We start from the raw sequence: 14981 nt of genomic DNA on the forward strand, positions 1-14981 counted from the left end.
TCTAAATCTCCTTATACTCATAAAAACAAACTATTGTATTTCCATATTTTCTATGATTAATTAAAATAACCTCATCATTACCCTCGTAAATTTCCTCTCCTGCATCTATTTTTGTAACAATTAATCCATCTTTTTTTAATACTTTATTTTTTGAAATCAAATCAATTGCAGGAGGTATCATTTCTTTGGAATATGGTGGGTCTATAAATATAATATCAAATTCAACACCTTTTTTGTGAAATTCTTCAATATATTTATAAGAATCTCCTTTTATTGGAACGCATACATCCTTAAGCTTTAAATTTTCTATATTTTGTTTAAGTAGAGTATAACTTCTATCTCCCATTTCTATTAAATAACTCTTTTCAGCTCCCCTACTTGCTGCTTCTATACCTAAACTTCCTGTTCCTGAAAACATATCTAATGTTATTGCTTCAGGAGTTTTATTTTGTATTATATTAAACATTGCTTCCTTAACTCTATCTAAAGTTGGTCTAGTTCCCATACCTTCTGGTGGCAATAATTTTCTTCCTCTTGCAATTCCTCCAATTACTCTCATATTGTTCCTCCTTAAGTTTTTACTGTTTAATTAAAGCAAATATATTTTGAACTCTTTTCCAATTTTTCTGCTATTTCATTTTTTATTCTTAAACTTTCTTCTGAATTGTTATTCATAATTTCCTTAGCTTCTCTATTAGCAAAAGAAAAAATCTTAAAATCTTCTACTAAATCAGCGAGCAGAAGCCCATTTTCACCAGATTGTTTATATCCGAAAACTTCTCCTCCTCCTCTAATCCTCAAATCTTCCTCTGCTATAAAAAAGCCATCATTACTATTTTTCATAGTTTCCATTCTTTTTTTAGTTGTTTCACTTTTAATTTCAGGTAATAAAATACAGTAGGATTTATATTTACCTCTTCCAACTCTTCCTCTTAATTGGTGTAACTGTGAAAGTCCAAATCTTTCTGCATTTTCTATTATCATAACACTTGCATTTGGGACATTTACACCCACTTCTATAACTGTAGTAGATATTAACACCTTTATATTACCTTTTTTAAACTCTTCCATTATATCATTTTTTTCTTTATTTGGCATTTTACCATGTAGAATTGCAACTTCTATATTTTTAAAATAGTCTTTTTTTATTTCGTTATATAAATTTTCTACAGAACTTAATTTTAAATCTTCATTTTCTTCAACTAAAGGGCATACTATATAAATTTGCCTTCCCTCTTCTATTTGTTTTAAAGCAAAGTTGTAAGCTCTATTCTTCTCTTTTTTATCTAAATAATATGTATCTATCTTCTGTCTTCCTGGTGGTAATTTATCTATTATAGATACCTCTAAATCACCATACATATATAATGTTAAAGTTCTAGGTATAGGGGTTGCACTCATAACTAAAACATCAACATTATTCCCCTTAGAACTTAATTTATTCCTTTGATTTACACCAAATCTATGTTGCTCATCAGTTACTATCATACCTAACTTTTTAAACTCTACATCATCTTCTATAATCGCATGCGTTCCTATAAGCAAATCAATTTCTCCATCTTTTACATTCTCTTTTAAAATCTTTTTATTCTTAGCTGTAATACTTCCAGTTAATAATCCTACTTTTATATCAAACTCATCAAATAGTTTAACTGCTTCTAAGTAATGTTGTTTGGCTAAAATCTCTGTTGGTGCCATTAATGCTCCCTGATATCCATTTTTAATTATATTAAAAAGTGTTATTAACGATACTATAGTTTTTCCACTTCCAACATCACCTTGTACAAGCCTATTCATCACTATAGGCTTTTTCTCATCTATTAATATTTCTCTTATTACTCTATTTTGAGCATCAGTCAATTCAAATGGTAATTTTGCTTTTAATTCCTTAAGTTCTGGAGAAATTTTAAAAGGTATTCCTGTTGAATTTGTATTACTATTTTTTAGCATTAAAATCTTCATAGAATATGTAAAAAGTTCTTGAAACTTTAATCTTCTTCTCGCTTCATCTAAATCACTTCTATTTTTAGGATTATGAATATTTTTAAGCGCATCATCTAATGACATGAATTTATACTTATCAATGATATGCCTTGGTAAATTTTCAATTATTTTTACATGTGCTAGAACTTCACTTATTATTTTATTTAAAAAGTTATTACTAAGATTATCTTTTAATGAATATTTAGCTAGTATTTTATTCGTATCATTTGTTATATTCTTTAAAATTTTAGGATTGCTAATTTTATATTCCTTATTAAATTTATTTATCTTACCTGTAATAATGTATGTCTCATTTATTCTAAAACTATTCTTTGCATATGGTTGATTAAACCATTGACCTCTAACTATATCTTCATCACTTTGGAAAATGACAGTAGATATTATCTTATTTGTTTTTGTTCTTATGTCTGGTTTTATACTCTTTACTCTACATTCTAATATTACTTTATCATTCTCATTAAAAGTCTCTAAGTTGCTTCCTACTTTAATAATATCATAGTCTCTTGGAAAGTATAAAAGTAAATCTAATATTGAGTATATACCACACTTATTTAACTTTTCAGCCATTTTAGGCCCAACACCTTTTACATAAGCTATATCGTCATATATATTCATACCAACACTCCATAATACTTCTATATAATAGAAAAAAGCCCTAAGGCTTTTATTCTACAGCTGTTATAAAATAATATAATGGCTGTTTACCATTAAAACATTGTACGTCCATCTCAGTATATTTTTCTTCTAATTTAGAAACAAGCTCTTGAACTTTTTCTTCATCACAATCTTCTCCGTAAAATAATGTTATTATTTCACTATCTTCATTCACCATATCTGATATTAAGTCTTCACAAACTTCATAAACATCTGTGCCAACTTCTTTTATATCTTTTTCTAATATTCCAAGAATGTTACCTTCTTTTATAACTTTATTATCATGTTCTGTATCTTTAACTGCATAAGTTACTTCACCTGATATAACAGTTCCTATTATATCTTCCATAGTAGCTTGATTTTCTTCAGCACTTTGTTCACTATCAAACATAGTTATTGCTGTAATTCCTTGTGGAATTGTTGTAGTACCTATAACCACTACGTTTTTATCTTCAACTAATTCAACTGCTTGATTTGCTGCCATTATAATATTTTTATTATTTGGTAATACAAATACTGTCTTAGCATTAACTTTATTTATACTCTCTACTATATCTTGAGTACTTGGATTCATTGTCTGTCCGCCTTCAATTACAACGTCAACTCCAAGATCTTTGAAAATATCTTTAATACCTTCTCCTCTAGCTACAGTAACAAATCCGTATGGTTTTAACTCTTCTTTTACTTCTTCTTCTATTTTTTCAATAGCTTTTTCTTCATCTGAATCATTTTTTAAACTTCTATTTTGTTCTCTCATATTTTCAATCTTTATCTTAGTTAATTCCCCAAAAGTCATTGCTTTTGATAAAATTGCTCCTGGATTGTTAGTATGAACATGAACCTTAAAGAATTCATCAAGACCAACTAGAACTATTGAATCTCCATTTTCTTCTAAGTAAGTTTTAAAATTTTTACTATCAACTTTATCTGATAATATTAAAAATTCAGTGCAATATCCAAACTTGATATCTTCTGGATTTATGTTAGCTTCCGGATTAACTTGTTCTACATTTTTACTTTCAACAGCTTTAGTATTTAGTTTTACTGTTAAGTTATCTTTTAAAACTTCATACATACCTTTAAATAAGATTAATAATCCCATACCACCAGCATCTACAACTTTTGCTTTTTTTAATTGTGGTAACATATCTGGAGTTTTGCTTAACATTTCCTCACTATTATCACATATTTCTTTAAATAGACTAACTAAATCTATTTCACTGCTTTCTTTAGCACCTTCTGCTGCTGCTCTTATTATTGTAAGTATTGTTCCCTCTGTAGGTCTCATAACAGCTTTATAAGCAAAATTAGCACCTTCTATAATACTATTTTTTATATCATCCGCTTCTGCTTCAACCTTACCTTCAACACCTTTAGCTATTCCTCTAAATATTTGAGAAAGAATAACTCCAGAATTTCCTCTTGCTCCCATAAGAGCACCTTTTGCTAATTTTTTAGCTATTTCTCCAACGCCTTCATTTTCCATGCTATCTACTTCAGTTACAGCAGCTTTAAATGTCATAGACATATTAGTTCCTGTGTCTCCATCTGGAACTGGAAAAACATTTAACGCATTTACATATTCTTTTTGCTCTTCTAATCTATTGGACGCATTTCTTAACATGTTGCAAAAATCTTGCCCATTTATTTTTAAGTATTCCAACTTTAGTACCTCCTAGACTCTAACACCTTGAACATTTACTATGACTTGTGAAACTTTAAGTCCTGTAAAACTTTCTACATTGTATTTCACTTTTTGAATTATATTATTAGCAATTACAGATATTTTTGTTCCATATTCAACTATTATATATAACTCTATACTTAAAGATTCATTTTTTGTATTAACTTTTACACCTTTTCCAAGGTTCTCACCTTTTAAAAGCTCCCATAATCCATCTTTAGCATTTTTAGATGCCATTCCAACAACACCATAACATTCCATTGTTGAAACTCCTGCTATGTTAGCCAAAACTTCTTCTGAGTAATAAACGTTACCTATTTGATTAGTTATGCTAGCTTTCATAATAACTCCTCCTTAAATAACACCATATAAATTTATTTTATATTATAAAATAAATTATATCAAGAAATTAATTCTCTTCTAAATTTTATATAAATATATTAATTTCATAATTATACTATATATTAATTAAAAAATATACTATATATAACATTTTCAATATAAATTTATGCTTTTTACTAGTTTTTACTTCTAATTTATTTTTATTCATATTAAAATATTATATATAATGTTTTATTTATAACAAGCTGTAATCTCAATATTTTACCTTTTATTACATATATATTTTGAAAATATATTTATATATTTTTCAACTGTTTATATTTTTTTACTTGCATAACTTATAAGTATTATGGTAAAATAGCTTGTGTTTGATTTAAACATTAATCTTGGGAATTATAAGGAGGTGTTTGAATTGTCAAGAAGATGCGAAATATGTAACAAAGGTGTTGTTGCAGGTACTCAGTATAGCCACTCACACCGTCAATCAAAAAGAACATGGGCTCCAAACTTAAAAAAAGTTAAAGCTATAGTTAAAGGATCTCCTAAAACTATCCATGTATGTACTAGATGCTTACGTTCAGGTAAAGTTCAACGTGCTATATAGTTCTAAAAATGCAACTTATATTTAAGTTGCATTTTTATTTTTCACAAATATTTTTTTATATAGGTTTTCAAGCTATATGTATACAAATAATCATTGAAGCTTGTTGCCTAAACTAAAGTTTATTTTTCTTTTCTAACAAATAATTTAACAATTTTAGATAAAAATTTAGGAAGTTTAACTGCCATTATTTTCATATAATCACCTCCATGTATACATATATATTTTTTTATTTACTTATTATCTCAGCACCTATAAAAATTACACTTATAATTATTACAACTACCCATCCCCAAAATGGTATTATAAGACCTAAAAGTATACCTATAATTAATGCAGTTATAGTATTTTTATTAATTTTTTCTAAGTTATTATTTTTTGGAGTAATGCTTTTATTATATTTTTTTTTAGACATTTACCTCCCCCCATAAATATGTTTTCATATTACCAATATATGTATTACATCTCAAATTGACACAAAAAAAATAGACTTAATTTAAGTCTATTTTAATCTACTGCCCTTATTAAAATTAAGCTTCCTGAATTAAAATTTAGATATACTTCATTTTCTAAAAATTCATTTGATACGGTTAAATTATCACCAACTTTTAAATTATAATTATCTAAATTATATTTTGAACCCTCTATTTTTAGATTTTTTACTTCTTTATCATATGCAAATAATGAAAATCCTTCGCCTCTACAACCCATTATTTTACTTGGTTTCGTTATTATAGTTATTTTATTGTTATCATCAACTATATATGCTTTTAAGCCCTTATTTATAGCCTTATAAAGCACACACACATTCCCTATTACATGATCCATCCTACTACCTGTACAGCCTAAAAACATTACCTCAGTAGCTCCATTATCAATAGCTTTTAAAAGAGCTAATTCTGTATCTGTATAATCTTTTTCTGGTGGATATTTTTCTATGTCAACTTTACCCTTAAAATATTCAAGAACTTTTTTATCTATAGAATCAAAATCTCCTATAAGAAATTTAGGAATTATTTTATTTGTATACAATACATTAGCACCACTATCAGCTGCTATAACATTATATCCATCATCTATATATCTTTTTAAAAGCCTATAGCTTGGTGGTGTTCCTCCTGATACTATAATATATTTCATATTAAAATCCTTCTTTTAAAGATTTTATATTTTTTTCTATTTCACCATTTTTAAATACACTAGATCCAGCAACTATAACATTTGCACCACTTTTAACTATTTCTTCTATATTATCTTTACTTACTCCACCATCTACTTGAATCATTAAATTTCTATTAAACTTATCACTTAGTTCTTTTACTTCTTTTATTTTATCAGCACTATAATTTATGTATTTTTGACCACCAAATCCCGGATTAACTGACATAATAAGCACCATATCTAAATTAGGAATTAGATGTTTTATAGCTTCTACTGGTGTTGCTGGATTCAATGCTACCGCTGCTTTAACACCAAAACTTTTAATATAATTTATAGTTCTATCTAAATGTCTATCTGCTTCTGCATGTATAGTTATTATATCTGCACCAGCATCTGCAAACTCTTTAATATATCTTGATGGCTCTTCAATCATTAAATGAACATCAAATGGAATAGTTGTATATTTTCTAATTGCTTTAATTACTGGTAATCCAAAAGATATATTTGGAACAAACATTCCATCCATTACATCTATATGAACCATATCAGCTCCACACTGCTCTAATTTTTCTACATCCCTACCTAAATTTGCAAAATCTGCTGATAGTATTGATGGTGATATTTTTATCATTTTTTATTCCCCCTACAACTCATAATTTCTTCTAATGTTTTTATATAGAATTCATACCTTGAACTATGAATTTTCCCATCTTGCACAGCTTCCTTTACTGCACAGTTTGGTTCTTTATAATGCATACAATTATTAAATTTGCAACCATCTCTATATTTATCAAATTCTCTAAAACAATATTGTAATTCGTCTTTAGGTATAAAATCTAATTCTAAAGATGAAAATCCTGGAGTATCTACTAAAAGTCCATCTTCAACTTCAACAAGTTCACTATGCCTTGTAGTATGTTTTCCCCTTTTTAGCTTATTACTTATTTCACCAGTTTCCATAAATTCTCTACCTAGAAATTTGTTTAATATAGTTGATTTCCCAACACCAGATGGTCCACAAAAAACACTTATATTTCCTTTTATTTTATCTTTTAATTTTTCTAAACCTACATTATTTTTAGCTTCTAAATATAAAACCTCATATCCCGCTGATTCTAATTCTTCTCTAACTTTATCTATTTCTTCGTTTTCTAAGTCCATTTTATTAAAACAAATTATAGATTTTAAATTATTATACTCGCATAATAACAGGAATTTGCTAAGCAAATCCCTGTTCAAATCTGGATGTCTAAAAGAAAAAACTATAAAAGCTTGAGTTACATTAGCAACTACTGGTCTTATTAATTCACTCTTTCTATCATAGATTTCTTCTATAACTCCATCTTCTCCATCTATTGAAATTTTAACATAATCTCCTATCATTGGTGATAATTTATTATGTCTAAATTTACCTCTAGCCTTACATGTATAAAGCTTATCTTCACATTTTACGTAATAAAGTCCACCTATACCTTTAACTATTATTCCTTCCATACATCCTCCAAATTATTGCTGATTTGTTCCATTCTCAGGCTTTACTGGTTTTTCTTCTTCTGTTGGTGCTTTTTTTACTGTTACCCATATAGTTTCACCTTTTACAACTTTTTCGCCTTCTGATGTACTTTGTGACTCAACTATATCTTTATCTTCCCCAGTAGCATTAATATTTAATCCTAAGCTACTTGCAAGACTTTTTGCTTCACCTAAAGTTTTTCCAACAAATCTTGGTACTGAAACTTTTTCTGGCTCCGGTTCTTGATATTTATAATAATTAACATTAATCGGTGTTTGTTGTTTTACTTTTGATCCTACCGCTGCACTTTGATTAAATATCTTACCATCCAAAGATTTATCAGTTGTTATTACAGCTGTAGTTTCTCCTAATTGTAAATTAGATACACTTAAAACATTTGCTGCTTCATCTATAGTCATATTTGTAAGACTTGGAACTTTTTCATATACAATAGCAGATCCTTGACTTATAACTATATTTACTGTACCACCTTTTTTGATTGTGCTTCCTGGTTGTGGATCTTGTCTTATTACAGTTCCCTCACCATAGGTTTCATTGTTTTCCTTTTCAATTTTTCCTACTTTTAGTCCAAGAGCAGCTATTTGTTTTTGTGCTTCAGCTGAATCTAAATTTCTTATATCTGGAACTGAAAGTTCTTCTTCTCCCAAACTAATTGTAACTTTTACTTCAGAATTTTTCTTTACAGTAGTACCTTCGCTTGGCATAACTCTAAGTATTGTTCCTTTTTCCTTATCACTTTTTTCTTCATTATCTACAACTAAAACAAGTCCAAGCTCATCTAACATTTTTTTAACAGTATCTTTATCTTTACCTACTATTTGAGGAATTTTAACTTCTTTTCTACTTTTTTCATTTGCTGAACCACTAAAAGATTTTATTGACATTGTAATTCCAAATGCTCCTAATAGTACAACCAAAACCATTATTGATGCTATTACTATATTTCGCTTCTTTTTAGCATCTTTTGAACTTTTCTTTTTAGGTTTAACTTCTTCAAAATCATCATCATCTTCATAATCATCATCTTCTTCATAATCATCTTCATACTCTTCATTCTTAGATGTATAATTCACTTTTGAAGCTTTTTTAGGTTCTGGGTTTATTGGGGACATTATTCTTGTAAATTCTTCAGTCTCCCTATCTTTTTGATGTATAGTATAATTATTGTTATTTTTTATTTGCTCTAAATCATGATATATTTCCGTTGCACTCTGATATCTTCTAATAGGCTCTTTTTCAATTGCCTTTAATATAAGATTACTAAGGCTTAATGGTATATCATATCTTATAGCTATAGGAGGCACTACAGGTTCTTGTATATGCTTCAATGCTATTGATACTGGACTATCTCCATCAAACGGTACCTTGCCTGTTGCCATCTCATAAAGAACAATTCCTAGTGAATATATATCTGTTCTAAAATCTACAACTTTACCTTTTGCTTGCTCTGGCGAAAAATAATGTGCAGATCCAATAACTCTACTAGTATGCGTTATTGTATCACTATTGGAAGCTTTGGCTATTCCAAAATCTGTTACCTTTGCTATTCCATCTTCTGTTACTAATATGTTATGTGGCTTTATATCTCTATGAATAATTCCATTTTTATGTGCACACTCTAACGCCTTAGCAATTTGTATTCCCATATCTATAACTTCTGATGGTTCTAAACTTCCTTTTTCACAAATAATTTGTTTTAATGTTTTTCCATTAACAAGTTCCATAACTATATAATTATATTTTCCTTCTACACCAACATCATAAATATTTACAATATTAGTATGTGAAAAGCTTGCAGTAGCTGCTGCTTCTTTTCTAAATTTATCCATAAACTCAATATTAGAAGTATATTGTTCTTTAAGGATTTTCACTGCTACATACCTATTCAAAAGTCGACATCTAGCTTTATAGACTACAGCCATTCCACCTTCGCCAATCTTTTCAATCAGTTCATATCTACTTCCTAATATGGTTCCAATCATCTCCACACTCTCCTTTAAATATGATAACTGAAATGTTATCTCTTCCGCCTCTCTCTTTACTAACTCTTATAAGTTCTTCACAAATATCTTTTTTATCATTTTCAACTATCGATATAATTTCTTCATCTTTTAATTCATTAGTAAGTCCATCTGTACATAGTATTATTTTTTCAAATTCATGGATATTTAACTCATAAATATCCACATCTACATTAATTTTAGTTCCTATTGCTCTTGTTATAACATTTTTATTGGGATGATTTACAGCCTCTTCTTCACTTATAGTTCCATTATCTATAAGTTCTTGAACTAGAGAATGATCCTTAGTGATTTTTTCTAATTTACCTTTAGAAAAACTATAACATCTACTATCTCCAACATTAGCTATTATACACTTATCATCTTTTACATAACATGCTGTAATAGTTGTTCCCATTCCATTGTATTTTTCTTCTAACAATGATTTCTTGTATATATCATGATTAGCAAGTGCTATAGCTTTATTTAAAGCTATATTCCCTTCATCATCTTTATGTTTTTTTATATAATCAACAACTATCTCTAAAGCCATTTTACTTGCTACTTCTCCAGCATTATGTCCACCCATTCCATCAGCAATTCCAAAGAAACTTAAATTATCTTCTTCAAAATAAATTACAGAGTCTTCATTTAAGCTTCTCTTATTTCCTACATCAGATTTTATACCTATTAATCTCCCCATTGTTACAACTCCTTTTTTTCTAAATAACTTCTTCTAAGTTGTCCACAAGCTGCATTTATATCTAATCCCATTTCTTTCCTTATAGTTGTTTCTATGCCATTTTTACTTAAAATATTCTTGAATTTATTTATATCTTCTAAATTTGCCCTTTTTAAAGTACTTTCCTTAATTTCATTTATAGGAATTAGGTTTACATGACAAAGCATTCCTTTTAATACCTTTGAAAGTTCCATAGCATCTTCTTCACTATCATTAAACCCCCTAACTAATGCATATTCAAAAGTTATTCTTCTATTAGTTTTTAAAACATAATAATTACATGCTTCAAATAAATTTTCAAAATTATATGCTTTAGCTATAGGCATAGTTTGCTTTCTAACATTGTCATTAGGCGCATGAAGAGAAATCGCAAGTGTTATTTGTAAATTTTTATCTGCTAAATCTTTAATTTTAGGAACAATCCCACAAGTTGATAATGTTATGTGTCTTTGGCCTATATTTAAACCATATTCAGCGTTTACAAGTTCCAAAAACTTTAAAACATTATCATAATTATCTAATGGTTCACCACTCCCCATAAGAACTATATTAGATATTCTTTCTCCCAGTTCTTCTTGAGCGATTATAATTTGCCCTAAAATTTCTCCTGCTGTTAAGTTTCTTACAACACCATCTAAAGTTGAAGCACAAAATTTACATCCCATTCTACATCCTACTTGAGTAGATACACATATTGAATTTCCATGATGATATTGCATAACTACCGTTTCTATTAAATTATTATCTTTTAATTTTAACAAATGTTTTCTTGTATTTCCATCTATAGACTTATATGTTTCTAATATTTTTGGAAGCTCTATTGAAAAATTATTCTTTAGTTTAGAAATAGTGGATTTTGATATATTTTTCATATTATCAAAATCATATGTATTTTTATATAACCATGTAAATACTTGCTTTGCTCTAAACTCACTTTCTCCATTTTCTTTCATCCAAACTTTTAGTTCATTTAAGTTTAAGTCCAATATATTTTTCATAATTGCACCTATCCTATTCTTCTTATTTTTGCTATGAAAAATCCATCCATATATTGATTTGGAAGTATAGTTACACATCCACTTTTGTCATACACAAGATTTTCTGCATTTCCGAAAAATAATGGTTCTAATTTAAAATCAGGATTATTATTCAAAAACCAATTTATATTACTTTCATTTTCATCTTTATTTAAAGTACAAGTAGAGTATAATATAATTCCATCTTTTTTTACATACTTAGATGCATTTTTCATAATTTCTTTCTGTATTTTATTTATGCTAATTAATTCTTTTTTTGTTTTGCTATATTTTATCTCTGGTTTTTTTCTTATTATACCAAGCCCTGAACACGGCACATCTATAAGAACTGCATCAGCAAATTCTTTTAATTCTTCTTTGTATACTGTTGCATCTAAAACATCACATTTTATATTTTCTATACCTAATCTTTTAGCATTATCCATAATTAAAGATAATTTATTTTCATGTATATCAAAAGCTAAAACTTTTCCTGTATTATTAAGTATTTCTGAAATATGAGTTGTCTTTCCTCCTGGTGCACTACATAAATCTAAAACTACATCATTATCTTTTAATTCCATAGAAGGTGCTACAAGCATAGCACTTTCATCTTGAACTGTTACATATCCATTTTTGAAAACTTCATTTACTTCAACACTTCTACCATTTACAATTCTTATTGCCTCTGGTGCTACAAATCCATCTTGAATTTCATAACCATTATCTTTCAATCTTTCAAAAACATCTTCATAATTTGACTTTAATTCATTAACTCTAACAGTTAATGCCGGTCTTTCATTTAATCCACTTAGAATCTTTATAGTGTTTTCATCTCCATATTGAGTAATAAAATGATTTATCATCCATTTAGGGAAAGAATATTCAAAGCTCATTTTTTCTAACTTATCATCTTCACAATATTCTTTATCTAAGTTTCTTAAATAATTTCTCAAAACGCCATTAACAAGCTTTGATGCTCCTACTGATGCATTTTTTTTAGTAAGATTAACAGCTTCGTTAACTACCGCAAAATCTGGTATTTTATCTAAATATTTTATTTGATACACAGATATCCTTAAAATATTTAATACAAAATCATCTAACTTTTTAAAGTTTTTTTGTGTAAAACTCTCTATAATTTTATCAATTGTATATTTATATTTTATAGTTCCATAAACAATTTCAGTTGTTAATCCCTTATCCACATCACTTAATTTACTTTTATTTAATTCTATTCCTAAAACAATATTTGAATATGCCTTATTTTTAAATACTTGTATTAAAACATCTACCGCTATTTTTCTTGCATTATTCATTCTTTTACCTCTATCTTTAAAATAACTATTTATATATGATTTCAAACTTTATACTACAACTTACAATTTTATTATTTGAATCAATCATTAATTATTAAGAGTTATGAATTATATAATATAGCATAATTTATTACAATTAAATAATAATGTTATTCTTAGTTCATAACTCCTAATTCTTCTTTAAATTATCTAATCATTTCTATCTCTAATTGCTAATAATCTAAGAAGTTGGGATATTGCTGTTATAACAGCTGCAACATAAGTAAGTGCAGCTGCATTTAAAACTTTTCTAGCACCTTTAATTTCATCACCTACTAAAATCCCTTTACTTTCTAATACAGCTACCGCTCTATTTGATGCATTGAATTCTACTGGAAGTGTTACTATTTGAAATAATACTGTTGCAGAAAATAATACTATTCCTATATTAACTAATGGTGTTATGCTTAAAAATATTCCTAAGATAAACAAAAACCAGGATGCATTTGACCCTATAGTTGCAACAGGTACTAACGAATTTCTAATTTTTATAGGCAAATACCCTTCTTTATGCTGAATTACATGGCCTATCTCATGAGCAGCAACTCCAATAGATGCTATTGATGTCCCTGTGTATACATCCCTAGATAACCTTACAACTCTTCTTTGAGGATCATAGTGATCTGTCAATTTTCCACCTGTCATCTCTATTGGAATATCATATAATCCATATGCATCTAATATCATTCTTGCCACATCTTTACCAGTGTATCCACTTCTACTATACATTTTAGAATATCTATTAAAAGTCGATGTTATATTGGCTTGTGCCCATAGAGCTATTAACATAGCTGGTATAAGTATTAACATTGTAGAATCAACATAAAACATTTAACATTCTCCTTTGTATTAATTATTTTTAATAATTATAAATGTTTTTCATTACAATTTGATGTTATTTATATTACATTTTATCCATCTTTTAATAAATATATTTTAACAATGTAAAATTATATTTTCTTCTATAGTATTTCCCTTAATATATTCAGATACCTCTAGTGCTTTTTTATTCGGAAATTGAACTTTTATTATAAGTAGTACACCATCATTTGTTGCTACTCTTATTCCATCTTTATTTACTTTTAATATAGTTCCAGGTTCTTTATTAGTTTTTTCTTCTAATACTTTACTTTTTAAAACCTTCATCATTTTATCATTATAATAACTATATGCTATTGGGAATGGATTCAATCCTCTTATAAAATTATGTATTTCATAAGCACTTTTATTCCAATCTATATTAGCCATATCTCTGTTTAACAGGTGAGCATAACATGTTAATGTATCATCTTGCTTTTCTTTCACTATTTCATTATTAACTAACTTATTTAATGTATCTAATAGCAATGGTGCTCCTGTTTGCATTAACTTATCATATAGTTCTCCTGCAGTCATTTCATCATCTATCTCAACTTCATTTTTAAGAAGCATATCACCAGTATCTAAACCTTCATCCATTAGCATTGTTGTATTTCCAGATACTTTATCTCCTGCCATTACTGCATAATTTACTGGAGCAGCTCCTCTAAATCTTGGAAGTAGTGACCCATGCAAGTTTATACAACCATATTTAGGAATATCTAATACTTCTTTTGAAAGTATTTGCCCAAAGGCAACAACAACTATGAAATCTGGCTCTATTTCTTTTATCTTATCAATTATTTCTTGTTCTTTTCTAAGTCTTATAGGTTGGTATACTGGGATGTTATATTCCACTGCCAATTCTTTTACTGGAGACATAGCAACCATTTTTCCTCTACCTTTAGGTCTATCCGGCTGAGTTAAAACTGCCTTAACATCACATTCTTCTATTAATAATTTTAAAGATGGTACTGCAAAATCTGGAGTACCCATAAATACTATTTTTAATTTTTCCATATTATCA

General features: G+C 27.9%; 15 protein-coding genes. 1 reads left to right on the top strand and 14 read right to left on the bottom strand.

Annotated features, from left to right (window positions below; genetic code table 11):
• Position 1: 1 nt before the first annotated feature.
• From rsmD to BN346_RS19165, 4 genes are read right to left on the bottom strand one after another with little or no spacing between them, the layout of a single operon-like run.
• Positions 2-559, bottom strand: a complete 558-nt coding sequence (gene rsmD, locus BN346_RS19150; RefSeq protein WP_040330707.1) for a 16S rRNA (guanine(966)-N(2))-methyltransferase RsmD — start codon at positions 557-559, stop codon at positions 2-4.
• Positions 560-585: 26 nt separating this feature from the next.
• Positions 586-2619: an ATP-dependent DNA helicase RecG gene (gene recG / locus BN346_RS19155; RefSeq protein WP_040330709.1), complete on the bottom strand. Its 2034-nt coding sequence runs from the start codon at positions 2617-2619 to the stop codon at positions 586-588.
• Positions 2620-2668: 49 nt separating this feature from the next.
• On the bottom strand, positions 2669-4321 hold the full coding sequence (locus BN346_RS19160) for a DAK2 domain-containing protein (RefSeq protein ID WP_040330710.1): 1653 nt from the start codon (positions 4319-4321) through the stop codon (positions 2669-2671).
• Positions 4322-4333: 12 nt separating this feature from the next.
• Positions 4334-4684 (bottom strand): Asp23/Gls24 family envelope stress response protein, encoded by a 351-nt coding sequence (locus tag BN346_RS19165; RefSeq protein WP_040330711.1) that lies wholly within the window; start codon positions 4682-4684, stop codon positions 4334-4336.
• A gap of 412 nt (positions 4685-5096) precedes the next feature.
• Between BN346_RS19165 and rpmB the strand changes: the two genes are divergently transcribed.
• On the top strand, positions 5097-5288 hold the full coding sequence (gene rpmB / locus BN346_RS19170; RefSeq protein ID WP_040330712.1) for a 50S ribosomal protein L28: 192 nt from the start codon (positions 5097-5099) through the stop codon (positions 5286-5288).
• Between the two features lie 226 nt (positions 5289-5514).
• On the opposite strand, the gene BN346_RS19175 is transcribed toward rpmB, so the two are convergent.
• The 10 genes from BN346_RS19175 to fmt all read right to left on the bottom strand — a co-directional run bounded on the left by BN346_RS19175 (position 5515) and on the right by fmt (position 14974).
• The gene (locus BN346_RS19175; protein WP_040330713.1) at positions 5515-5700 is read right to left on the bottom strand and encodes a hypothetical protein; all 186 of its coding nucleotides are present in this window, start codon (positions 5698-5700) and stop codon (positions 5515-5517) included.
• 92 nt (positions 5701-5792) lie between these two features.
• On the bottom strand, positions 5793-6425 hold the full coding sequence (locus BN346_RS19180) for a thiamine diphosphokinase (protein WP_040330714.1): 633 nt from the start codon (positions 6423-6425) through the stop codon (positions 5793-5795).
• Between the two features lies 1 nt (position 6426).
• The gene (gene rpe, locus BN346_RS19185; RefSeq protein ID WP_040330716.1) at positions 6427-7077 is read right to left on the bottom strand and encodes a ribulose-phosphate 3-epimerase; all 651 of its coding nucleotides are present in this window, start codon (positions 7075-7077) and stop codon (positions 6427-6429) included.
• Complete coding sequence (rsgA, locus tag BN346_RS19190; protein WP_040330717.1) at positions 7074-7940, bottom strand: ribosome small subunit-dependent GTPase A; 867 nt, start codon at positions 7938-7940, stop codon at positions 7074-7076. Before rsgA ends, rpe begins: the two co-directional genes overlap by 4 nt.
• A 12-nt stretch (positions 7941-7952) precedes the next feature.
• A complete protein-coding gene (pknB, locus tag BN346_RS19195) occupies positions 7953-9962 on the bottom strand; it encodes a Stk1 family PASTA domain-containing Ser/Thr kinase (RefSeq protein ID WP_040330718.1) in 2010 nt (669 codons plus the stop codon).
• The gene (locus tag BN346_RS19200) at positions 9937-10683 is read right to left on the bottom strand and encodes a Stp1/IreP family PP2C-type Ser/Thr phosphatase (protein WP_040330720.1); all 747 of its coding nucleotides are present in this window, start codon (positions 10681-10683) and stop codon (positions 9937-9939) included. The genes pknB and BN346_RS19200 overlap by 26 nt, the downstream gene beginning before the upstream one ends.
• A 2-nt stretch (positions 10684-10685) precedes the next feature.
• A complete protein-coding gene (gene rlmN / locus BN346_RS19205; protein ID WP_040330764.1) occupies positions 10686-11720 on the bottom strand; it encodes a dual-specificity RNA methyltransferase RlmN in 1035 nt (344 codons plus the stop codon).
• 8 nt (positions 11721-11728) lie between these two features.
• Positions 11729-13057 (bottom strand): 16S rRNA (cytosine(967)-C(5))-methyltransferase RsmB, encoded by a 1329-nt coding sequence (gene rsmB / locus BN346_RS19210; protein ID WP_040330721.1) that lies wholly within the window; start codon positions 13055-13057, stop codon positions 11729-11731.
• A 189-nt stretch (positions 13058-13246) separates the two neighbouring features.
• Positions 13247-13927, bottom strand: a complete 681-nt coding sequence (locus BN346_RS19215) for a zinc metallopeptidase (RefSeq protein WP_040330722.1) — start codon at positions 13925-13927, stop codon at positions 13247-13249.
• Positions 13928-14032: 105 nt separating this feature from the next.
• Positions 14033-14974, bottom strand: a complete 942-nt coding sequence (fmt, locus tag BN346_RS19220; protein ID WP_040330723.1) for a methionyl-tRNA formyltransferase — start codon at positions 14972-14974, stop codon at positions 14033-14035.
• Between the last annotated feature and the right edge of the window lie 7 nt (positions 14975-14981).

It is taken from the genome of Clostridium ihumii AP5 (assembly GCF_000612845.1).
GTDB lineage: Bacteria > Bacillota > Clostridia > Clostridiales > Clostridiaceae > Clostridium_J > Clostridium_J ihumii.